We start from the raw sequence: 23,118 nt of genomic DNA, 5'->3' as shown, positions 1-23,118 counted from the left end.
AGGATTCTCCGCCATGCCAGACCCCCTCGCCGCGCCACCCGCGGCACCACCGAAAGACACGCTCGGCTGCATCGCGAACCTGCTATCCAAGGATATTGAAAGGTCCGCGGGCGGCCTGACGCTCCATCGCAAATGCATGCGCGACGAACAGTTCGAGCGCATCGAGATGGCGGCCAGCGATCGCGGCTTCCTGATCGGCGTATCGCTGAACGCCGGCCACCGGCGGACGATCTACCGCGGGTCCGGCAAATCCGAGCGGCGCTTTCAGCACAACTCCATCTACATTCGCGACTTTTCGCGGAATTTCCGCGCCGACCTCTACGGCCAGTTCGATTTCGTCCTCGTCGAGCTGTCGCATCGCTATCTGGGCGACCTCGGCCGCGAGCACGACGGTCTGGAAATCGGCGGCCTGAGTTGCGCGCCCGACGTGCAGGACGCGGTGCTGGGCCACCTCGCGCAAGCCGTCGCCGACAGCCTCGACGGAGCCGGCGCGCTGAACGCGTTGTTCGTCGAGCAGATGGGGCTCGCGATCGGCACGCATCTGGCCTGCCGGTACGGCAATGCGCGCGCGCGCGACCTGGAGCGCAAGGGCACCCTGTCGCCGGTCAAGGTCGCGCTCGCCAAGGAGCTTCTGATGGAGAAGGCGGACCTCGGCGTGTCGATCGAGGAAGTCGCCAACGAATGCGATCTGTCGCGCGGCTATTTCATCCGCGCGTTCTCGCGGGCAACCGGACGCACACCGCATCAATGGCTGCTCGAACAGCGCGTGGTCCGCGCCCGCCAACTGATCGAGACGACCGACATGACGCTCGCGGAAATCGCTGCCGCCTGCGGCTTCGCGGACCAGAGCCATCTGAACCGCCTATTCGCCCGCATCGTCGGCCATCCGCCCGGCGCATGGCGGCGCGGCATGTCGCGCTGAGCCGCCGCTGCCGAGAGCCCGTTCAGGCCGGTCACGGGCTCGCGCCGACCACCGGCCACCGGCCACGCCCGGCGCGACGAACGATTTTTTTCAACGGCGAAACCTGCGTGATTGGCGTGAACAGGCGCTATTGCAGCGGCGTCGCGTCGTAGTTGACCGGCACCCAGTCGTAGCCCTCGCCGTCTTTTCGCAAATGCCCGAGCCCGGGAAACGCGATGTGCGCGGCACCGACCAGATAACGCTTGCCCGCCACGCGCGCGAGCGTGTCGCGCCGCGTGCGGCGAGCCGCATCGGCATCGGTGTCGTACTGGACGGTGGCGGCGGTGTCCTGCAACTGGATCGCCGCGACGTGGACGATGTCGCCCCACGCGAGCAGCCCGGCATTGCCGCTCTCGATCAGATAGGCCGTATGGCCCGGCGTATGACCCGGCATCGGCACCGCGCGAATGCCGGGCGCGAGCGTCGCTTCGCCGCGAAACGTGCTGAAGCGCCCGGCCGCGACGTAAGGCGCGACCGATGCGGCCGCCGCATCGAAAAATGACGCCAGGAACGCCGGCGCCTGCGCCTTGCCGTCCGGATCGAGCCAGTATTTCGCCTCGATCTCGTTCACGCGGACGGTCGCATTCGGAAAGGTCATCCTGCCGTTCGAAACCAGACCGCCGACATGATCCTTGTGCAGATGCGTGAGCAGCACTTCGTCGATCTGCCCGGGCTCGTAGCCGGCCGCGCGCAGATTGGCGAGCAGCTTGCCGCAGCAGTCGCCATAGAGCACGCCGGCGCCGGTGTCGACGAGGATCCGCTTCGACCCGGTGTCGATCAGGAACGCGTTGATCGACCCTTGAACCGGCGGCTCGAGAAATTCGCGATCGAGATCGCGCCGGATGGCCTCCTTCGACACATCGCGAAACACCGTATCGATCGGAAACGGATGCGTCCCATCCGACAACGCGACAATCTGCAGGCTGCCGAGCTTCTGCCGATAGAATCCGGGCGGCTGGCGCCCGCCGCCCGGCTCGTCCGCGAACGCGGCCGACGCGAGGCTGCCGAGACACCCCACGACGAGCAGCATGCGGCCCGCGCGCGCCACGCGTGTACACCAGTTCAAGTTCTTCTTCATGTCCGATCCCGAGTTTGCGTATCGACGTGATGCCGTGACGTCGAGCTTAACCGTCAGGACCGGGAATAATCCTGCGCGACGCATGAATCGTTCTGAACGCGGGATGCGGCGCGATCCACGGTCCCCGGCCGGCGATAGAATGCGAACGGCATGCAACGCATCGTCGCGACAGCGACACGCACCCCGACGACGACATGGACAAATTCTCCGCGCTGCGCGCGTTCGTTGAAGTAGCGGAAGCCGGCGGCTTCTCCAGCGCAGGGCGCCGCCTCGATCTCGCCGCTTCGTCGGTGGTGCGCGCGGTGGACGCGCTCGAGGCATCGCTCGGCACCGTGCTGCTGAACCGCACCACGCGACAGGTCACGTTGTCCGATGCGGGCGCCGTCTACTATGCACGGGCGAAGCAGCTGCTCGAGGCGGTCGCGGAGGCCGATGCACTCGTCGCCGATCGCGGCGACGAACCGTCCGGACCGCTGCGGGTGTCCGTGCCGGTCGCATACGGCATGCACCGCATCGCACCGCACGTCGGCGCATTCCTCGCGCGCTATCCCAGGCTTGACCTCGATCTGCAACTCACCGACGCACGCGTCGATCTCGTCACCAGCCGGATCGACGTCGCGATCCGGCTCGGCGAAGCCGCGCCGTCCGCGGAGGTCGTCGCGCGCCAGCTCGGCACGTTCCGGCGGTATGTCGTGGCGAGCCCCGACTATCTCGATGCGCACGGCACGCCATCGATGCCGGGTGAGCTGGTCGATCATGGATGCCTGCGCTTTCACTTCGGTGGCGACCAGCAGGCATGGTCGTTTGTCGACGCGCACGGCGCGACGAAGGTGCTCGTCACCGGGCGACTGAAATCGAACCACAGCGAAGTGTTGCGCGCCGCCGCGCTCGATGGCGGCGGCATCGCGCTGCTGCCCGACTGGCTGGTCGATGCCGACGTCCGGGCGGGCCGCCTGCGCAGGCTGTTCGAACAGTACGACGTCGTGCCCGACGCGGCACGCTCGATCGTCACCGCGCTCTACCTGCCGAATCAGCGGGGCTCGAAGCGCGTCACGGCGTTCATCGATTTTGTCGAGGCGCTGGCTCGCACGCCGTGCTGAATCGCACGGCATGCGGTGTTACCAGCCGAACTTCGCCTCCATGCCGACATAGTCGGCATTGCGCGCGCCGAGCGCACGAATCGAATCGGCGATCTGGAAGTGCACGGCTTCGACGGCAAGCGCCACGTTTGCATTGACGAGCCAGTCCACGCGGGCCTGCGCATACATGCCGGTCCACGCACTTCCCTTGCCGGCCGTGCCGGGCACCGCCGACATCCCTTGCCCGTAGATCGCGTCGGCCGTTGTCGCGCGCCACTGGAAGCCGACCGCGGTCATCACCGTCACGTTGCTGGCCGGCTTGAACGTCAGCGACGGCTTCACGTGAATCAGGTTGCTGTAGCCGGTGTAGCCGGCGAGCGTGAAGTAATAGCCGTTCGGGAACAGCGGGTTGAAGGTACCCATGCGCCCGTCGCCGGGATGCCTGTCGCCCGATGCGCCGTCGACCTGAATGCCGATGCGCGGCGTGCCGGCCGTTTTCGCGAACGTATAGCCGGCCAGCGTGCCGAATGCCCACGCCCCGATCGTGTCCGGTCCGATGTGCCCGGTCTGGAGCATCGCCTCGGCGTCCCAGTCGAATTGCCCCGATTTGCCCGCGTAGCGCATGTCGAACACGTCGCGTCGTTCGGTGCCGGCCCCGGCGAGATAGCGCGCGTTGTCGCGGGTATAGCGCGACCAGTACGCGGACAGGTCGCCAGGACCGGTGCCGCTCCGCTCGACGCGCACGCCGTCGAATCTCAGGTGCCGGTTCGAGACGTCGTCGAACACCGCGTCGTTGCGGTATTGCACCGGGCGCGTCACATAGCCGATCAGCCGCCATTTGCCGATTTCGTAATTGGCCCACAGCGCGTCGAACGCCTGACGCACGTTGGGCCCGTCGCGCACCGACACGAACCGCTGCAAGTCGAATGCCATCTCCTGCCGGCCGATGCGGGCCTTGAAGGTGCCGCCGCCCAGTTGATCGACATACGCGACGAACGCCTGTTCGATGTCGAGCTGATCGCGATCGACCACCCCGACCGTATCCTTGCCGAACGGCCGGGAATCGACGAGCTGGAAGAACGCCTGGAAATGCCCGGCGTAGCGCAGATCCGCGTGCACGTTCGCACGCTGGATCACGTAATTGTCGTCATGCGCGGCGCCCAGCCCGAACAGCGGCGCGTTGTTCAGCTCGAAGCGCTCGCGCAGGTTCGCGCCGAGCGACAGGTAGGTCGACGGATCGCCGCCCAGCGGGATGTACTTCAACGCGTCGAGCGGCTTGCGCGGCACGCACGGATTCGCGAGTACCGACCAGTCTTCCTGCCAGCGGTTGAACAGCACCGTGGGCCGCTTCGCGGTGCACGACGTGCCGGCGGCCGGGGCCGTGGCGGGGGCCGTGGCCGATGATGCGTCGGCACCGGCCGCCGTACCGGCGTACGTCGCGACGCCTGCCGCCAGCATGGCGGTCGGCAGGACGCCCCGCCACGCACGTTGCCTCGACCGATGTCCCATTACTTCGACCGCGCGTGGATCTCGGCGACATAGCCGCCGGGGAACTGAACGAGCGCCGCGTCGCGGCCGTCCGACGCAAACGTCGGCACGAGCACGGTCACGCCGGCCGCTTGCGCCTGCTTCAACGTGGTGGCGAGATCGGACACTTCATAGCCCGTCATCTCGCGGCCGAACGGGTAAGGCAGACGGCCATCCGTCGCGAGCACGGTCATCTTGCCGAAGCCCGATTCGATGCGGATGCGGCGGTAGGTATCGTTCGGCCGGCCGATCTCGACGCCCGGTGCGTGGCGCACGTCCGACACGACCTTGCCGCGCGAGAACGCGACGAAATCGCGCACCAGCTTGTTCGCGCTTTCCGGCGACACGTACACGCGGTTTTCCGGCACCGTCTGCAGCGCATCGTAGTGCGGCGCTTCGGTATGCCAGTACAGTTGCATGTTCACGCCGCCCGGCCAGCGGATGATCGCATCGCGGCCGATCGGATCCGGGAACGTGTCGACGATCACGTCCGCGCCGTGCGCGCGCGCCGACTTCATCGCGACGTCCATGTCGGTGACGAGATAGCCGGTGCGCTCCTCACAGAACGGGTACGGGATCGGCGTCTTGAAGCCGAACACCGACACCGTGCCGACCGGGGTGAGCACGAGCTGCGACATCGTCTGGCTCGGCGTCGGCGTGACCTGGAACACGCCCTGCTTCGACTTCTTGCCGCCGAACGTCGCGACGAAGCTGTCGGTAAAGCGGTCGAAATCTTCCGGCGCGACGCACACGTGCGTCGTATCGTATTGCGGGCCGACCGTGACGGCCGGTACACGCCCGGATGCGGACTCGACCAGACGCGTCGTATCGGCATGGGCCGGCGCGTTCACCAGCAATGCGCCGAATACGGCCGTCGTCAGCAATACCTGTCGCAACTTCAGTGCAATCATCGAGTTCTCCTTGAGCTTGCCGACAGGCGTGCTGCCCGTGCGGCGGTTCGAAACAGACTAGTGAAGGCGGGCCTGAATGTCATGGCGGCATCCTGAATTGTTCTGAATATGCCGCCCGGGCTGCTCAACTTCATCGAAAATGCTCGCCGTCACCCCGGTATCGGCAAACCCAGCCGCCAGCTCAGATTCCCGCGCGCGCGCGCCTCGCAGCGCGTATAGAAGAAATCGGTCAGATAAATGCGCGGGCGTTCGAGCAGCCCGCGCAGAATGGCACGTTCAAGACGATCGTAAGCGCGGTCGTCGAGATCCGGGCGCTCGGCCCGCAGGCGCCGCCCGTCTTCGCGAAACCGGCTGCGAGACGCACCGAGCACGGCCAGGTCGATGTCGCACACGAAACAGGTATCCGGTTCCGCGGCAGGGCCCGCGTGGGTGGTCGCGAGAATCATCGCGCAGACCGGGTCGCACGCGCGGATGCGTCCATCCGCCTGGCGCCGGAACCAGTCGGCGCTACGCTGCTCGTTATCCTGCGCGCCAGGCACGAAGATCACGTCATGGAACCAGAGCGCGAGCTCGACCGCCTCCGGTTCGGGAATCGCGCCGCGCGCCAGGTCGAGATGACGCAAGCAGCGCCGTACATGCACGAGCGTATGGTAATGGCGCGCCGGCTCCGCATAGCGGCACGCCAGCATGCGATAGACATTCTCGGCACGTGCGCCGCCGCAGCATGACCACAACGCAACGAACCGCGCTTGCGTCCGGTTCACGTTCGCTCCTTGGTGCGGGGCGCCCACGCACGATCGCCCCATGCCGACATGAGCGCGATGCGCTCAGAAAAATTCCCTGCGAATGTCGATGCTGGACCGCTGTCCGATGTTTCCGTAATGATGCGCGAGCCACGCGTCCGCTTCGCGCCGCCCGTGGTCACGCAGCTCGCTCAGAAATCCCCAATCCGCGTTGTACTTGCTCGACACGCTCAATGCGCTCAGCGCGTCGTCCGCGCGAATGGAATGGATCAGCATTTCCTTCATGTCGCCGCGCTTGACCGTGCCGTCCCGGATCAGGTCGGTGACGAACGCGATGGCGCGCATTTCGCGCATCAGCGACGAGTTGAAACTGATCTCGCTGATACGGTTGAGAATTTCCGCGGCCGTGATGGGGACACCTCGGCGCACGAGCGGATTGATGTGCACGATCACGACGTCGCGCGTCGCGCAGTTGTAGATCAGCGGATAGATGGCCGGATTACCCATGTAGCCGCCATCCCAGTAGAACTCGCCATCGATCGAGACCGCCTGGAACAGGGTCGGCACGCATGCCGACGCAAGCACCGCGTCGGCGCTGACATCCTCGCCCGTGAAGATGCGTATCTTCCCGGTCTCGACGTTGGTGGCGCACAGGTACAACCGGATCGGACAGTGCTTGCGCAGCGCATCGAAGTCGACCCGGCGCTCGAGCACCTCGCGCAGCGGATTCAGGTTGTTCGGATTGAACTGATAGGGCGAGAAAATGCGCAGCATCATGTCGGCGAACGCATAAATCGGCGAATGATCGAGCCCGAAGCTGTGCGTGCCCTTCAGCCAGGGCGCCCAGCGCAGCGGGTTGTAGTGCTCCGCCGATTGCGCCACCGCCTCCCAGAAGTCGTGCAGTGCCTGACGCGCACCGTCCTCGCCGCCCTGCAACAGCCCGTACGCGAGTACCGTGGCGTTCATCGCGCCGGCGCTGGTGGCACTGACGCCCTCGATTTCGAGCCTGCCGTCTTCGATCAGCCGATCGAGCACGCCCCAGGTGAAGGCGCCGTGCATCCCTCCGCCCTGCAACGCCAGCGCGACCGGTTTGCGCGGGACATCGCGGTGACGTCTTGTGTGCGTGATTGTCATGCCCGTCTCCTCAAGCAGCGGCAGGGCGCGGGCGGCACGCGGTCACACGATGCGTCGTCGTGCGCCGCGGGCCCGTTCATTCCGCGCGCGCGCCCAATGCATCCAGCAGCGTTTTGGCCTCTCTCAGGTCGCTCGTGTCGAAGCCTTCCGTGAAGCCGGCGTACACCTCGGACAGCGCTTGCGTCGCCTCCACGGTCTTTCCCTGTCGTTGCAACAACCTGGCGAGGTCCGACGCCGCCCGCAGTTCCAGCGATCTGGCACCCTGCTGGCGCGCTCGCGCAATCGCTTTGTTCAGGCAGTCGACCGCTTCGTCGTCGCGTTCGGGTGCCGTGCCTTCCTTGCCCGCGCCGTCAGCCAGATAGATTCCGGTGAGCCGGTACACCTCGGCCTCGTAGCAATGCTCGCCGGATTGCTCGACGATCGCCCTGGCCTCGTCCAGCATGCTGAGTGCCGAGCGCTTGTCGCCCGCGCGCCAGTAACTGTCGGCGAGCAACGCGAGAGAATAAGGACGCTGGTCTTCGCCGCCGACTGCCCGCTGCGCGTCGAGGCCCCGCCGCATCTGCGCGATACCGTCCTCGATGTTTCCCTGCGCGCTCATCGCCCAGCCGCGCAGCACCGTTCCCCACGCGAGCCAGTACGGCAACCCGTGCTCGGTCGATACGGCAATGACCGCTTCAGCACGCTCGGCGGTAAGCAGCGGCTCGCGCCGCAGTTGGTGCAAGTGCGCGGTGTAGGTCAAGCTGAACGCCAGGGAAGGCCCGTAAGAAAGGCTCCGTGCGAGCGCCAGTGCTTCGGCGCTGCATTTGAGCGCCTGGTCGGGATACCCCTGAATCCACAGGGTCAGCACGAGGAAACTGAGCGCCCGGATGCCGGGATCCACCCCGTGTGCGAACACGTGCGCCTGATGCTGCTCCGGATCGTAGATCGCACGGGCCTGTTCGAGGTGCGTGCGAGCCGTGCCGAAATCGCCCTGCAGAAAAAAGCACGAACCCAGTGCACTATGTGCCTCGATGAGGAAGTCCGGATCATTCGCCTCCCGGGCCGTATCGAGCATCTGCTTGCCGAGATCGGTCGCGAGCGCATACTCGCCGCGCACCACGTGGTGCATCCGCAATCCCAGTTGCGTCGCGAAGCGCTGCGACGCCTCTCCGGTCCGCTCGCACAGCTCGAGCGCGCGCGTATAGATGGCACCGACCTCGGTCGCGCCATACCCTCGCACGTCCATCAAGACCGGCCCGAGGGAAAGCAGCAGTGTCAGCTCCCAATGCGCACGCACGGGTGTGTCGGGCAAGCCCTTCAGTAACGCCAGCGCCGCGCCGAGGTGATTCATGGCATCGTGATGGGCGGCATGGCGCAACGCCTGCTGGGCCGCACGATGCAGGTATTCGACCGCCTTGGGAATGTTTCCGCTCTGGCTGTAGTGGTGCGCAAGCTCGCTGCAGTAATCGGCGATGCGCGTCGGGAACAGCACCTCGATCGCCTGCGCGGTGCGCTCGTGCAGCGTGGTACGCCGCTCCGTGAGCAACGAGCGCCCGGCCACTTCCTGGGTCAGCGCGTGCTTGAACGAATAATTGACTTCGGGAAAGGCAGGGCGCTCGTAGATGAACTCCGCCGCTTCCAGATGCGCGAGGAGACGCCGCAGTTCGTCGTCCCGTGCCGGCGCCTCGCCGCAAATTCGCCGGATCAGGCTGAACGGAAACTCGTGGCCGATCACGGCGAGCGCCTGCAGCAGTTCCTTTTCGTCGAGCGGCAGCCGGTCGATCCGGGCAGCCAGCACGCCCTGCACGGTGGTGGGAATGTGCAGCGTCGCCGGTGTCTCCTCGATCCGGTAACGCCCTGCGTCGCCGAGCAGCGACTTCTCTTCAACGAGCGTCTGGACCACTTCCTCCATGAAGAACGGGTTGCCCTCCGTCTTCTCCAGAATGAGCTGCTTCAGCGGCACGAGCGAGCGATCCTCGCCGAGCAGCGCCGTGAGCAGTCCCTGCGCATCCGACGGGCCCAGCGGTTCGAGCCGGAGCGTGCTCCAGTGCGCCGCGCCAGCCCACGCGGGCCGGTACTCGGGCCGGTAGTTCACCAGGAGCAGGATGCGTGCGTCCGGCACGTGGTCGATCAGGTACGTGAGGAAGGCTTCCGTTTCACGGTCCAGCCATTGCAGATCCTCGAACAGCAGATGGACCGGCTGATTCCGGCTCTCTCGCACGAGCAGCTGCCTGATCGCGTCGAAGGTGCGCTCGCGCCGGATCTGCGGATCCATCTCGGCGAGCACCGGGCCGCCTTCACCGATGCCCAGCAGATAGAGGACGTACGGCACGAGGTCCTCGAAACTGCGCTCGAGCGTGAGCGCCTTGCCGATGACCTTTTCCCGGCAGCGCCGCTCGTCGTCCTGGGTCGTGATCTGGAAATAATTCTTCAGGAGTTCGATGAGCGGCAGATTGGGAAACGCCTTGCCATGCGATACCGAGAACGTCTCCAGCACCAGCGCGCCACGCCGCGAACGCTCCTTGAACTCGTGGAACAGGCGCGACTTGCCGACGCCGGCTTCGCCCACCACGCCGACCACGCGTCCGTGCCCGGCCCGCATGGTGTCCAGCGCGCGGTTCAGGTGGTCCATTTCCGTTTCACGGCCGACAAACCGCGCGAGGCCGCGGTGCGCCGCCAGTTGCAGGCGCGTGCGCAACGCGCCCAGGCCCAGCACCTCGTAGACGCACAGCGGCGCGGGAATTCCCTTGAGTTGCGTCGCGCCCAGCGCCTTGAATTCGAAATAGCCCTCGGCCAGCTTGTGGGTCGACTCGCTGACGAGAATCGACGTGGGCGCTGCGATGCCCTCGATCCGCGACGCGATGTGGATCGTATGTCCGAGCGGATCGTACTCGGTGTGCAAGTCGTCGGTGCGGATCGACCGGACGACGACCTCGCCCGTGTGAACGCCGACGCGGATCTGCAGAGGAATGCCTTCCTGCAGACGAATGCGATCGCCATGCTGGCGCATCGCCTGCTGCATGCGCAATGCGGCGAAGAGCGCGCGCTGCGCATGGTCTTCGTGGGCGATCGGTGCGCCGAACAGCGCGAGGATGCCGTCGCCGAGCGATTTCGCGACGTACCCTTCGTAGTAATGGACCGCTTCCATCATCAGCTCGACCACGGGCACGATCAGGCGATGCGCCACTTCGGGATCGAGGTCGTGGATCAACGCGGTCGACCCGGCCATGTCGGCAAACAGCGCGGTCACGGTCTTGCGCTCGCCGGCGGGCTCGCCGCGCGCTTCCATCGCCGCATGCTCGGCACGGATTCGCTCGGCAAGATGATCCGGCGTGTAATGGACGGGGGTTGGCGGGGGCTCCCGGGCCGATTGCCGGGAAGGCGGCGGCGCAGCCGCGGGTGTCGCCAACGACGCTCCGCAATGGCTGCAGAAGCGGGCCGCGGGCTCGGCGTCATGTCCGCAATGCGGACACGTGCGGGACAGCGCGGCCTGACATTCCTGGCAGAACCTCGCACCGGGAGGATTCTCGGACCCGCATAGTGTGCAGCGCATAAAACCCTCTTCCTGCCAAGGGTCGACCTCAAAACATTATGCGCCACTCGCCGCGGGTATTCAGGCCAAACCGGCGCCAATTAACCCTACATCTTCCCCGCCAGATGAAACCGCGACGCCGGATGCCACAGCCTCACCGACGTGGCGACCTGCTCGCCGACCCACGTGCGGCGCCGCAATAGCAGACACGGTTCGCCGATCTCCATCACGAGATGCCGACGCACCTGCGCATTCGGCTTCTCCGCGTAGATCCGGAACTCCGCGCGCTGGATCGGCGCGAGCCGCACCATGTAGTGATTCGGCGTCTCGAGCGTGAAATCCTGCTCCAGATAGTCCGGAAACAAGGCCGGATTGACGTATCGATCCTCGAACTGGATCGGCTCGTCCTCCTCGTAATGCACGATGCGCGAATGAAACACGGGCCCCGCACGAAGCCCCAGCGCATCGATCGCTTCCGGCTCGACGCTGCGCTCGATCAGCAACACGCGCGCGCTGTGCCGATGACCGCGTTCCGCAATCTCGTCCGCGATGTTGCGGATTTCCAGCACCGTCGATTCGTAATGCCGGCGCTCGACGAACGTGCCCGCGCCCTGGATACGCGTCAGCACGCGCTCGGTGGTCAGCTCGCGCAGCGCACGCGACACCGTCATCCGTGCGACGCCGAACTCCTTGACCAGCTCGGCCTCGGTCGGAATCGCGCCGCCTGGCTTCCAGTCGCCCTTCGCGATCCGCTCGACGACGTAGCGCTTGATCTGCTGGTACGCCGGCAGCGCGCGTGCCGGCACGTCGTCGCCCGACGTGCTCGCCCGACGCGCCGGTGTGTATCGTTCCGTTTCGTTCATGCGCCCTCGACCGATTGAAGGTTGGATGCCCCGCCGCCCGTCATCCCTCGCACCGCTACAGCACGGACGGCGGCACGCCCGCGACGATCCCGGCCGCGATCGCGATGTCGTCGGCAAGCGGCCGGTCGTCGTGATACGCGGGCACACGTTCGCGCACCTGTCGCCACAGCGCATCGGTCGACGCGGCACGCGCCGCTCCGCTCGCCTGCAAATCGTAGGCCTGCGCGGCGGCCAGCAGCTCGATCGCGAGCACGCGCGTCGTATTCTCGATGATGTCAAGCGCCTTCAGCGCGGCAGGCGTCGCGTGGCACAGATGATCTTCCTGCAGCCCCGACGTAATGCCGCCGTCGAGGCTCGCCGGTGCCGCGAGTCGCTGATTCTGCGCGACGAGCGCGACCGCCGTGTACTGCGCGATCATGAAGCCCGAACACGTGCCGCCGGGCGCCGCGAGAAACGCCGGCAACCCGCTCACAAGCGGATTGACGAGACGGTCCAGACGCCGCTCGGCGATGGCCGCCACCTGCGCCATCGCGGCCGCGAGGCTGTCCATGGCCAGCGCGATGCCCGCGCCGACCGCATGCGCCTGCGAATGAACGACCGGTGCGTCGCGCGTACCGGCGACGATCGGATTGTCGGTGACGGACGCGAGTTCCCGGTCGACGACTTCCGCCGTCACCGCGAACACGTCGCGCGCCGCGCCGTGCACGTGCGGAATCGTGCGCAGGCTGAGCGGATCCTGCGTATGCCGCCCGTTCGCCGCGCCAAGCATCGGGCTGTCGGCGAGCATCGCCCGCAGGCGCGCGCCGACGTGCCCGATGCCGGGCGAGATCCGCAGCGCGAGCGACGCCGGGTCGAACGCGGCGAGCTGCCCGCCGAGATTCTCGAAGCTCGCCGCCGCGATCCAGTCGGCCCAGTCGAGCAGCCGCTCCGCGCGAGCCAGCGCGAACGCGGCGAGCCCCGTCACGCACGGCGTGCCGTTGACCAGGCTCAGGCCTTCTTTCGCCCCGAGCGCGAGCGGTTCGCGACCGATGCGGCGCAGTGCCTCGTCGCCGCGCATGCGCTCGCCGCGATGGCGCGCATGACCCTGCCCGATGCAGACGAGCGCGACATGCGCCATGTGGGTCAGGTAGCCGACCGAACCGTGCGCCGGCACCTCGGGCAGGCAATCGTGTTCGAGCAGCGCGACGAGCTGTTCGACGACATCGGCATGCACGCCCGAATGCCCATGCGCGAAGTTGTTGATCGCCGCCGCGATGATCGCGCGCGTTTCGGGCGCGCCGAGCGGCATGCCGACGCCGACCGCGTGGCTCATCAGGATGTTGCGCGACAGCGTACTCTGCTGGGCCGGCGACACGATCACGTCGCACAGCGCACCGACGCCGGTATTGACGCCATAGGCGCGAATCCCGCGCGCGACGATCTCATCGACGAGCTCGCGCGCCGCGGCGATCCGCCCGCGCGCTTCGTCGGTCAACGCCAACTGTTCGCCGGCCGCGACGGCCGCAATCTGCCGCCAGTCGAGCGGCCGTGCAGAACGGAATACGGTCATGACGTCCTCAGTTCGCGGCGCGGTCGTGATGGCTCGACACGAACTGGCGGAAGCGTTCCGAACACTGGCCGCCGAACAGCGCGTCGGGCGGCCCGTCCGAATCGACCTCGCCCTGATGCAGGAACATCACGCGATTCGACACGTGCCGCGCGAAGCCCATTTCGTGCGTGACGACCAGCATGGTGCGCCCTTCCTCCGCGAGCGAGCGCATCACGCGCAGCACTTCGCCGACCAGCTCCGGATCGAGCGCCGACGTCGGTTCGTCGAACAGCATCACCTTCGGATGCATCGCGAGCGCCCGGGCGATCGCGACGCGCTGCTGCTGGCCGCCCGACAGGTGCGCCGGATAGTAGCCGCGCTTGTCCGCGAGGCCGACGCGCGCGAGCAGCGCCTCGGCTTCCTCGACCGCTTCCGCGCGGCTGCGCTTCAGCACGCGCAGCGGCCCTTCGACGAGATTGTCGAGCACGGTCATGTGCGACCACAGGTTGAAGTTCTGGAACACCATCCCGAGCTGCGAGCGGATGCGATCGACCTGCCGCCGGTCGCCCGGCTGCAGCTTGCCGTCGCGTGCGCGCTTCATCTTCAGTTCCTCGCCGGCAAGCGCGACGGAGCCGTCGTCGGGCGTTTCGAGCAGGTTCAGGCAGCGCAGGAAGGTGCTCTTGCCCGAGCCGCTCGCGCCGAGGATCGAGATGACGTCGCCCTCGTGCGCGTCGAGCGAGATACCCTTCAGCACGTGATGATCGCCAAACGACTTGTGGATGTTCTTGACCGACAGCGCAACGGGAGCAGCGGTGTTCATCGGATTCTCCGGGAAAGGACGGGGACGCTCAGGACGCAACGCGCCGGGGATTGCGTGACGCCGCGGCGGACGCACCGGATGGCTTCGGCGCACGCAGGTGGCCGGAGAGTCGCCATTCGAGCGCGCCGAGCAGGCGCACGACGATGAAGTTCAGGCCCAGATAGATCAGGGCCGCGCACACGAACACCTCGGTCGTCCGGTAGGTCTGCTGGATGATCTGCTGCGCGACGCCCGTCACCTCCCACACGGTCACGAGGCTGGCGAGCGCGGTCGACTTCACCAGCAGCACGGCTTCGGTCGAATACGCGGGCAGGCACTGGCGCAATGCGATCGGGCCGATCACGCGGCGCAGCAGCGCGAAGCCCGACAGGCCGATCGAATAACCGGCCTCGATCTGCCCGACCGGCACGGCCATCAGCCCGCCACGCAGGATCTCGGCCGTGTAGCCTGCCGTGCACAGCGCGAGCGACAGCACCGCGCACACATACGGCTCGCGCAGCAGCGGCCAGATGAAGCTTTCGCGGATCACGCCGAACTGGCCGAGCCCGTAATACACGAGGAACATCTGGATCAGCAGCGGCGAGCCGCGAAACACGAGGATGTACGCGCGCGCGAAGCGGTTCGGCAGCCAGTGCGGCGACACGCGCATCGTGACGATCACGAGCGACAGCAGGCCGCCGAGCACGAGCGACGCGAAGAACAGGCCCAGCGTGGTCGGCACGGCCGCGAGCAGCTGGCGCAGCGTGCCGAAGAGGAAATCGAAATCGAGTGACATGCGTGCTCTCCGTCAGTTGCGCGCGAAATTGCGGCGGAACGAGCGGCCGACGATCGCTTCGGCCCGGTTGAACACGCGGTTCGACAGGCCCGTCATGACCAGGTACAGCGCGCCGCCCGCGACGAAGAACACGAAGTACTGATGCGTCGAGCTCGCCGCGATCTGGCTCGTGCGCAGCAGTTCGGCGAGGCCGGTGACCGAGATCAGTGCCGAATCCTTCAGGCTCAGCTGCCATACGTTGCCGATGCCGGGCAGCGCGAAACGCAGCACCTGCGGCACCAGGATGCGGCGCAGCACCATGGCGCGCGGCATGCCGATCGAGCGCGCCGCTTCGAGCTCGCCCTTCGACACCGCGAGCACCGCCGCGCGATACACCTCGGCCTGATAGGCGCCCGAGATCATCCCGACGGCGAGTGCGCCGATCACGAACGGCGGCACACCGATGAAGCCTTCCGCGCCGAACCACTGGCCGATGGTCGTGACGAGCGTCGAGCCGCCGAAGTAGAACAGATAGATGACGAGCAGTTCGGGCACGCCGCGAAACACCGTCGTGTACAGGTCGCCGAGCAGGCGGGCGCTGCGGTGGCGCGACAGCTTGGCCGCCGCGATCGCCGCGCCGATCACGGCGCCGACCGCGAGCGCGGCGAGCGTCAGCGCGACCGTCATCAGCGCGGCGAGCAACAGCACGCCGCCCCAGCCCTCGGTACCGAAGCCGAGCATTTCAAGAATCGCCATGCGTGCCTCCCGGCAAGTGTTGGATGAATCCGCAGGATGCGTGCCGCCGCGCGTCGTTCGAGCCGCTCACGCGGCGGCGGCCGGACACGCGCTTACGGCGTGACGTCGGTCTTGAACCACTTGTCGGCGAGTTTCTTCACGGTGCCGTCCGCGAGCGCCGCGCCGATCGCCGTATCGAACTTCGTCTTCAGGTCGGCGTCCTGCTTGCGGAACGCGAGCCCTTCACCCGGGCCCCAGATCGGTCCGCCGAGCTTCGGCCCCGCGAGCACGATCGACGCGTTGTCCTTCTTCGTGTTGTTCGCCGCGTAGTACGTGACGTCGTCGAACGACGCGTCGATGCGGCCCGCGACGAGGTCGAGATCGCGCTCAGGCGACGTCTTGTACACGCGGATCGACGCGATGTCCTTGAAGCTGTCGTTGATGAACTTCGTATAGACGGTGCCCGACTGGATGCCGATCGTCTTGCCCTTGAGCTGCTTGCGCAGCGTGTCGACGGTCGGCTTGTCGGCATTCGCGTCGCCGGTCAGCTTGACCATCGGCGCGCCGGGCGCGGCCTTCGGCAGGATCTTCGTATCGGTGACGGCGAAGGTCGCCGGCGTGGCCGCATACGGACGAGAGAACAGCAGGATCTTCTCGCGCTCCGGCGTGATCGAGATCGCATCCATCAGGATGTCGAACTTGCCGGCCTGCAGACCGGGAATCATGCCGTCCCAATCCTGCGCGACCATGTTGCACTGCACCTTGATCCGCTCGCATACGTTGGCGAGCAGTTCCGGTTCGAAACCGCCCAGCTTGCCGCCCGGCAGCGTGAGGTTCCACGGTGCGTAGCCGCCTTCGAGCGCGACCGTCACCGTCTTCCATTCCTTTGCCTGCACCGGTGCGGCGAGCGTTGCCGCCGCGGCCGCGATGGCGCCGATCGTCCTGATTGCCCATTTGATGCGCTTGCCGTTCACGAGAGTTCTCCTTGCGTTGAAGTTCGCCATCCCTTCGGTGCAGCAAGCCGCCTCAGGAATTTGTCTATACAAGCATGCAAGAAGAAAAACAGCGAGACAAGCAGCGATCAAAAAAAACCGCGTAAACGCGGGAAATCCCCTAATTTCAGGGCTCTGACGTGCCTCATCGAGGGGAATTCGAGCACGGATTTGGTGCAGTTAGGCCGATCCAATCGCAAGGATGACTAGACAAATTTTGAATTCGATCGGAAGGGGCCGAGACTCGGCAGGGACGACCATCACAATTCATCTGACGATGAATCACGTCCGTGCCGATCCCGCCCCTGGCGGCGGGCGACGATCCGGCCCGCGCATGCACTACTTCTGCCTGGTTTGCTCGCGGTCCAGCACCGCAAAGAGCTGATCGAAACGCGCTTTTGCATCGCGCGGTTGTGCAACGCTTCGGGCCGCGGCTTCGTTCGTCGGCGGTCCCACCACGATCAAGCCGACCATGCCCAACATGTGATGAGGGAGACAGCGATAGCCATAGACGCCCGGCGTGTCGAACTTCACGGTCAGGTCTTCACTGATCTTTCCCCCAAACGACCTGGCCCCGTCCGGCGCCATCCCGGGAATGCTTTCGACGCTATGACCGCTGTCGGCGGCCACAAAATGGACGCTATCGCCCGGCTTGATATGGACGAGGGCCGGCTCGAACCCGCGCTGGCCGTCCGACGCCTGATTCAGCATCCGGACTTCGATGTCGGCCGCGTAAGCACCAAGCGACCACAGCAATCCCACCCCGACGATCAACCACGCCAATCCAGATTTCTTCATTTCGTCCTCCGACGGATTGGCCGCGGGATCGCTCCCCCGGCCAACCCGGTCACGGTATCAGCTGCGCTTCAGATCGAAGCGATCGAGGTTCATCACTTTCGTCCACGCCTGGACAAAGTCGCGCACGAACTTCTCGTGCGCATCGTCCGACGCATAGACTTCGGCAACGGCCCGCAACTCCGAACTGGAACCGAACACCAGATCGACCGGGCTTGCCGTCCACTTGAGCGCGCCCGTCTTGCGGTCACGCCCTTCGTAAGTCCCGTCTGCACTTGAGGACTTCGTCCATTGGGTCGATATGTCGAGCAGATTCACGAAGAAGTCGTTGCTCAGTGTGCCGGGACGATTGGTCAGGACACCCAGCCTTGAATGGCCCGCATTGGCGTCCAGCGCACGCAGCCCGCCCACGAGAACGGTCATCTCCGGAACGGTGAGATCCAGCTTGCTCGCGCGGTCGACCATCAACTCGGCCGGCGACCGCTCATTGCTTTTCTGATAGTAGTTGCGGAACCCGTCGGAGGTCGGCTCGAGAACGGCGAACGAAGCGACATCGGTCTGCGCCTGCGTCGCATCGACGCGTCCCGGCGAGAATGGAACCTTGACGTCGTAGCCGGCCTTGCGGGCCGCATCCTCGACGGCCGCGCTGCCGCCCAGCACGATCACGTCGGCCAGCGACACCTGCTTGCCATCCGTTCTGTTCCTGTTGAAGCCGGACTGAATGCCTTCCAGCGACTTCAGCACTTTCGACAGGCTCGCCGGGTCATTCACCGCCCAGGCATTTTCCGGCGCGAGACGAATGCGCGCGCCATTCGCGCCGCCTCGGTAGTCGGTGGCACGGAACGAGGCCGCGGACGCCCACGCGGTCTTGATCAGTTCCGACTTCGGCACCCCCGATGCGAGGATCCTGCGCTTCAGCTCCGCAATATCGGCGTCGCCGATCATCTGGTAGCCGGCAACGGGCAGCGGATCCTGCCAGATCAGATCGACCTTGGGCACATCCTTGCCCAGATAGCGCGCCTTCGGTCCCAGATCCCGGTGCGTCAGCTTGAACCACGCCTTGGCGAACGCCAGCTTGAATTCCTCGGGATGCGCCTGAAAGCGCTTGGCGATCGCGCTGTACGCGGGATCGACCTTCAATGCGATATCGGTCGTAAACATCATCAGCGGATGTCGCTTCGACGGATCGTGTGCGTCCGGCACGATGTCCTGTGCGTCCTTCGGCATCCACTGATGAGCGCCTGCCGGGCTCTTCGTCAGCACCCAATCGTGTTCGAGCAGATTGTCGAGATACTGCATCGTGAAGTGAACGGGGTCGACCGACCATGCGCCTTCAAGGCCGCTCGTGATCGTGTCGGCGCCCTTCCCGGTACCGCACTTGTTCGCCCAGCCCAGGCCTTGCGCTTCGACGCCCGCGCCCGCCGGTGCCGCGCCCACGCATTTGTCGGGCGACGCCGCGCCGTGGGCCTTGCCGAAGGTGTGACCGCCCGCGATCAGCGCGAGGGTCTCCTCGTCATTCATCGCCATGCGGCCGAACGCCTCGCGAATGTCCTTTGCCGCGGCGACGGGATCGGGGTTGCCGTTCGGACCTTCCGGGTTCACGTAGATCAGCCCCATCTGGGTGGCCGCCAGCGGCTTCTCGAGCTTGCCGTTCTTGTCGCGGTTATCCGACATGAATTTCGTGCCGGCGCCCCAATAAACCAGATCCGATTGCCAGTCGTCTTCCCGGCCGCCGCCAAAGCCGAAGGTTTGAAAACCCATGGATTCAAGCGCGACATTGCCGGTGAGGACCATCAAATCGCCCCACGAAATATTCTCGCCATATTTCTTCTTGATCGGCCACAACAAACGGCGCGCCTTGTCGAGATTGGCGTTATCGGGCCAGCTGTTGAGCGGCTCGAATCGCTGCTGTGCGCCGCCGGCGCCGCCACGGCCATCGTACGTGCGATAGGTGCCCGCTCCGTGCCACGCCATCCGGATGAAGAACGGTCCATAGTTGCCGTAGTCTGCCGGCCACCAGTCCTGCGACGTCGTCAGGGTCGCGCGGATATCCTTCTTCACGGCCTCGATATCGAGCTGGTTGAATGCCTGCGCATAGTCGAAATCCTTCCCGTACGGATTCGACTCGACGTCGTGCTGACGCAGCGGCGAAAGATCGAGCCGCTCCGGCCACCAGAAGTCATTCGTGCGCGGCGCACCGTCGGCCCACGCGGCAATGGTGCCGGCACTCATCGCGATGATGGCGAGCGCGGCCACGACCGATTTTCCGATACGTTTTTTCTGCATATGACCTCTCCGTAATTGGGCGTAATGTTGGGATGCGGGAGGATTGTGGTCTTTGATGGAATTGGTCGGCCAATCGGTAGTTTTTATTCGTCCGATTAATGCGGACTATGGCCGCGATCCGGATGCCACGGATTCAAATGCGGCAATCGGGCTCGTGAGGCGGCAGCGTCATTGCCCCGTGCCATTGCCACTCCGTACGCAAGCCTCGCGAACAAGGATCTCGGCGAGACGAGCGCCCGCTTCGCGTACTCGCGCTGGCTATGCAGATGGCACCGGGCGCGAACGAAGGCGCTCACACAGAAGGCGAACCGTCCGCGGTGAGCATGTAGCCAGAGCTACCGTGTCAGACCGCGCGAGCCTCGCGTAGACAGAAATAAAGTTGTCACCGATTGCGAAGTAAAGATGTCACTTCGCCGGGTGCCATTAACCGCCCGAAGGGAAACTCACGAAGAATCATGGCGTTGTCGGCCGCGCATGAGAGAACGAATCGTAGTTCGGTATGGTGAGGCTGGAGGAATGTGTTTCGCAGGTCGCCCACGCATTCGCTCAAGGCGCTCGAGCGCCTTGGCAACGACCGCCTGCGCGGCGCGCAGCTAATCGTCGTGCCATCCGATTAGTACGACGACGAATTCGTCCGTCTCGAGTCCCCGCTCCCCGCGAGTCTTGCCGTGCCCATAACGCTCTCCGGCAAGCGACTGAAAGAACTTGACCCACGAGCGCCACCGATACCGAGATCACCCCGACGGCGCTCGCTAGTCCCGAAAATTCAGCACCGCCTCCCTACCGCCCCAAAACCCGCTCCACCAACTTCACGAAATAGCTCGCCCCCACCGGCAGCAACGCATCGTTGAAGTCGTAACTGGCGTTATGCAGCAGGCAAGGGCCGCCGCCATGCCCATGCGCGCGATGATCGCCCACCCCGTTCCCGAGGAACGCATAACACCCCGGCTTCTCGCGCAGCATGAACGAGAAATCCTCCGCCGCCATGGTCGGATCGACGGCGGCGTTCACATGCGCGTCGCCCACCAGCTCGCGCATCACCGCCACTGCCACCGCGGTCTGCTCGGCGTCGTTCACGGTAGCCGGATACTGGCGCTGGAAATCCACCTCGCTCTCGCAATCGAAGGCCGTGGCCGTCGCGGCCACCACGGCACGCATGCGCGTCTCGATCAGGTCGAGCGTCGCATCGGAGAAAGTCCGCACCGTGCCGCCGAGCCACGCATCGGTCGGCACCACGTTCATCGCCTCGCCCGCATGCACCTGCGTGACCGACAGCACCGCGCCGTCGATCGGATTTCGGTTGCGCGTGACGATCCCCTGCAGAGCACTCAGCACCTGCCCCGCCGCGAACACCGGATCGCGGCCCAGGTGCGGCATGGCCGCGTGGCAGCCGGCACCGCGCAAGTTGATCCGGAACAGGCTGGTCGATGCCATCAGCGGCCCCGGCCGCACCGCGAAATCGCCGGCCGCGATGCCGGGCCAGTTGTGCAGCCCGAACACGGCATCCACCGGGAAACGCTCGAACAGGCCGTCCTCGATCATCGCGCGCGCGCCGCCGCCCGCCTCCTCGGCCGGCTGAAAGAATAGCTGCACGGTGCCGTCGAACTCGCCATGCCGCGCCAGATGGCGCGCGGCCCCCAGTAGCATGGCGGTGTGCCCGTCGTGGCCGCACGCATGCATCGCGCCGGGCACCGTCGAACGATGCGCGAAGGTGTTGGCCTCCTGCACGGGCAGCGCATCCATGTCGGCGCGCAGGCCGATCGCGCGCGAGCTGCCGCCGCGCTTCAAGGTGCCGACCACGCCGGTGCGGCCGACGCCGCGCGTGACGGCATAACCCCATTGCTCGAGCCGTTCGGCGACGAGTTCGGCGGTGCGGAACACGTCGTAGCCCACCTCGGGATGGGCATGGATATCGCGGCGTATCGCCGTCAGTTCGTCGGCGTGCGCGACGATGGAATCGATCAGTTTCATGCGGATGGGAGCGCTCTTGTCGGTCGGCGCGGCACGGCAGCAAGCCGGTCCATGCCGCCCGCCGCCGCGCCGCGAGGCATCAGATATGGAACAGCTGCGCCACCAGGGTCGCGCCGATGAAGGTGCCGGCATTGGCCACGAAGGACACCAGCACGATGCGCCAGCCGAGCCGGCGGAACGCCGGGATGTCCTTGGCGATCGACAGCCCCGCGAACACCAGCATCGGCGTGGTCACCCCGAGGAAATCGTTGTGCGAGCTGAGCGCGGCGATCTGCGAAGCCCACGGGCACCACGGCGAGGTCAGGAACATCGCCACCACCGATACCCAGCACACCGCCGGAATCCGCCGCCCCGTCACGCGCGCCAGCGCATCGCCGACGATCGTCGCGCACACCATGATCGCGATCCCCGGCAGTCCCGCCAGCGGTGTGGTGCCGTGGGCGATCCAGTCGCACACCAGCGCCATCGCGGCTGTCACGATCCAGGCCAGCAGCTTGCCGCCGTAGCCAAGCGCGGGCGCCTCGGTCCGCACGTCGCCCAGCGACGGGCTGGCCACTTCAGGCTGCGCCGATGCCTTGGTGGTGCGGCCGATCAGCGGCTCCAGCACGCGATAGCCCCAGACCGCGAGCGGCAGCGAGATGAACAGCGTGAAGTAGGTACCGATGGTGGTGGTGATCAGGTTGCTGGCCGCGGCGAAGGCGAGCACGGATTTCGCCGTCTCCGGGTCCTGCTGCGCGGCGATGGCGCCCGAGGCGGCCGCCATCATGCTGCCCGAGCCGACGCCCGAGCCCATCGCCAGCGCGAGCGGATCGAAGATGCCGAGGCTGCTCACGAAACCCGCGAATACGGCGATGAACACCGCACCGAACACGGTGCCGGTCAGGTACTCGGCCAGCACGCCGCGGCCCTCGGCCGAATCCATGCCGTACTTCTCGCCGATGATCGCGAGGCTCGGCTCGCGGCCCACCGAGAAGGTCGCGCCGATCGCCTCGCGCTTGATGCCGAGCAGCAACGCGAGCGGCAGGCCGAGCAGGATGGTGCCGACGAAGTGGCCGAATTCCTGGAAGGCCAGCGCCCAGCCCGCCGACGCCAGCTTGGGCAGCGCGCTGCCCACCATCAGCCCGAGCTTGGAGACGAACAGCAGCAGCGCCGGCTGCAGGATCGCGGCCGCGAAGAACTGGTCGGGCACGCTCAGGCGCGCGCTGCTGTTCCAGCGCGCGCTGGCCAGCCCTACCGCGGCGCCGAGCAGCAGTGCCCAGATCATCGGCAGCAGCACGACCTTGCCCGGTCCGAGCTTGAACGTGAACGAGCCGATCCATTCGGCGACCAGCAGGATGCCGGCCGCGTAAAGCAGGACCTTGGCGGTGGCCGCGCCGCCAAGCTCGCGGCGCTCGATACCCAGTGCGTGTTCCATGACGAATCTCCCCTTG

At 66.2% G+C, this 23,118-nt stretch carries 18 protein-coding genes; 2 read left to right on the top strand and 16 right to left on the bottom strand.

What is annotated here, in order from left to right:
- Positions 1-13 precede the first annotated feature (13 nt).
- Positions 14-922, top strand: coding sequence for an AraC family transcriptional regulator (locus LMA02_RS30710; protein WP_228910871.1), 909 nt, complete (start codon positions 14-16; stop codon positions 920-922).
- 127 nt (positions 923-1,049) lie between these two features.
- Here the strand turns inward: LMA02_RS30710 and LMA02_RS30705 are convergent, their stop codons facing one another.
- A complete protein-coding gene (locus LMA02_RS30705) occupies positions 1,050-1,991 on the bottom strand; it encodes an MBL fold metallo-hydrolase (protein WP_228910869.1) in 942 nt (313 codons plus the stop codon).
- Between the two features lie 242 nt (positions 1,992-2,233).
- On the opposite strand from LMA02_RS30705, the gene LMA02_RS30700 reads away from it, so the two are divergent.
- Positions 2,234-3,139, top strand: a complete 906-nt coding sequence (locus LMA02_RS30700) for a LysR family transcriptional regulator (protein WP_228910473.1) — start codon at positions 2,234-2,236, stop codon at positions 3,137-3,139.
- 18 nt (positions 3,140-3,157) lie between these two features.
- Here LMA02_RS30700 and LMA02_RS30695 read toward each other — a convergent pair whose 3' ends face one another.
- The 15 genes from LMA02_RS30695 to LMA02_RS30625 all read right to left on the bottom strand — a co-directional run bounded on the left by LMA02_RS30695 (position 3,158) and on the right by LMA02_RS30625 (position 23,102).
- On the bottom strand, positions 3,158-4,627 hold the full coding sequence (locus tag LMA02_RS30695; protein ID WP_228910472.1) for an alginate export family protein: 1,470 nt from the start codon (positions 4,625-4,627) through the stop codon (positions 3,158-3,160).
- Positions 4,627-5,556, bottom strand: coding sequence for a VOC family protein (locus LMA02_RS30690; protein ID WP_228910471.1), 930 nt, complete (start codon positions 5,554-5,556; stop codon positions 4,627-4,629). The genes LMA02_RS30695 and LMA02_RS30690 overlap by 1 nt, the downstream gene beginning before the upstream one ends.
- A 149-nt stretch (positions 5,557-5,705) precedes the next feature.
- A complete protein-coding gene (locus tag LMA02_RS30685) occupies positions 5,706-6,245 on the bottom strand; it encodes a hypothetical protein (RefSeq protein WP_228910867.1) in 540 nt (179 codons plus the stop codon).
- Between the two features lie 138 nt (positions 6,246-6,383).
- Positions 6,384-7,433, bottom strand: a complete 1,050-nt coding sequence (locus LMA02_RS30680) for a patatin-like phospholipase family protein (protein ID WP_228910470.1) — start codon at positions 7,431-7,433, stop codon at positions 6,384-6,386.
- 76 nt (positions 7,434-7,509) lie between these two features.
- A complete protein-coding gene (locus LMA02_RS30675; RefSeq protein ID WP_228910469.1) occupies positions 7,510-10,965 on the bottom strand; it encodes an adenylate/guanylate cyclase domain-containing protein in 3,456 nt (1,151 codons plus the stop codon).
- A gap of 86 nt (positions 10,966-11,051) precedes the next feature.
- A complete protein-coding gene (hutC, locus tag LMA02_RS30670; protein WP_228910468.1) occupies positions 11,052-11,807 on the bottom strand; it encodes a histidine utilization repressor in 756 nt (251 codons plus the stop codon).
- Positions 11,808-11,862: 55 nt separating this feature from the next.
- Positions 11,863-13,356 carry an HAL/PAL/TAL family ammonia-lyase gene (locus tag LMA02_RS30665; protein WP_228910467.1) on the bottom strand — a complete coding sequence of 498 codons (1,494 nt, stop codon included), beginning with the start codon at positions 13,354-13,356 and terminating at the stop codon, positions 11,863-11,865.
- A gap of 7 nt (positions 13,357-13,363) precedes the next feature.
- Positions 13,364-14,155 carry an ABC transporter ATP-binding protein gene (locus LMA02_RS30660; RefSeq protein WP_011660730.1) on the bottom strand — a complete coding sequence of 264 codons (792 nt, stop codon included), beginning with the start codon at positions 14,153-14,155 and terminating at the stop codon, positions 13,364-13,366.
- Positions 14,156-14,183: 28 nt separating this feature from the next.
- The gene (locus tag LMA02_RS30655) at positions 14,184-14,930 is read right to left on the bottom strand and encodes an ABC transporter permease (protein WP_228910466.1); all 747 of its coding nucleotides are present in this window, start codon (positions 14,928-14,930) and stop codon (positions 14,184-14,186) included.
- A 12-nt stretch (positions 14,931-14,942) separates the two neighbouring features.
- Complete coding sequence (locus tag LMA02_RS30650) at positions 14,943-15,665, bottom strand: ABC transporter permease (RefSeq protein ID WP_175662447.1); 723 nt, start codon at positions 15,663-15,665, stop codon at positions 14,943-14,945.
- Between the two features lie 92 nt (positions 15,666-15,757).
- Positions 15,758-16,648, bottom strand: coding sequence for a transporter substrate-binding domain-containing protein (locus LMA02_RS30645; protein WP_416378703.1), 891 nt, complete (start codon positions 16,646-16,648; stop codon positions 15,758-15,760).
- A gap of 327 nt (positions 16,649-16,975) precedes the next feature.
- Positions 16,976-17,434 carry a pseudoazurin gene (locus LMA02_RS30640; protein WP_228910464.1) on the bottom strand — a complete coding sequence of 153 codons (459 nt, stop codon included), beginning with the start codon at positions 17,432-17,434 and terminating at the stop codon, positions 16,976-16,978.
- 57 nt (positions 17,435-17,491) lie between these two features.
- Positions 17,492-19,663: a catalase/peroxidase HPI gene (gene katG, locus LMA02_RS30635; RefSeq protein WP_228910865.1), complete on the bottom strand. Its 2,172-nt coding sequence runs from the start codon at positions 19,661-19,663 to the stop codon at positions 17,492-17,494.
- Positions 19,664-20,497: 834 nt separating this feature from the next.
- Positions 20,498-21,688 (bottom strand): M20 aminoacylase family protein, encoded by a 1,191-nt coding sequence (locus LMA02_RS30630; protein WP_228910463.1) that lies wholly within the window; start codon positions 21,686-21,688, stop codon positions 20,498-20,500.
- A gap of 79 nt (positions 21,689-21,767) precedes the next feature.
- On the bottom strand, positions 21,768-23,102 hold the full coding sequence (locus LMA02_RS30625) for a DUF3100 domain-containing protein (RefSeq protein ID WP_006753465.1): 1,335 nt from the start codon (positions 23,100-23,102) through the stop codon (positions 21,768-21,770).
- Positions 23,103-23,118 lie beyond the last annotated feature (16 nt).

This window comes from Burkholderia sp. B21-005 (assembly GCF_020843965.1).
GTDB lineage: Bacteria > Pseudomonadota > Gammaproteobacteria > Burkholderiales > Burkholderiaceae > Burkholderia > Burkholderia ambifaria.
This window is presented reverse-complemented; position numbering and strand designations above follow the sequence as displayed.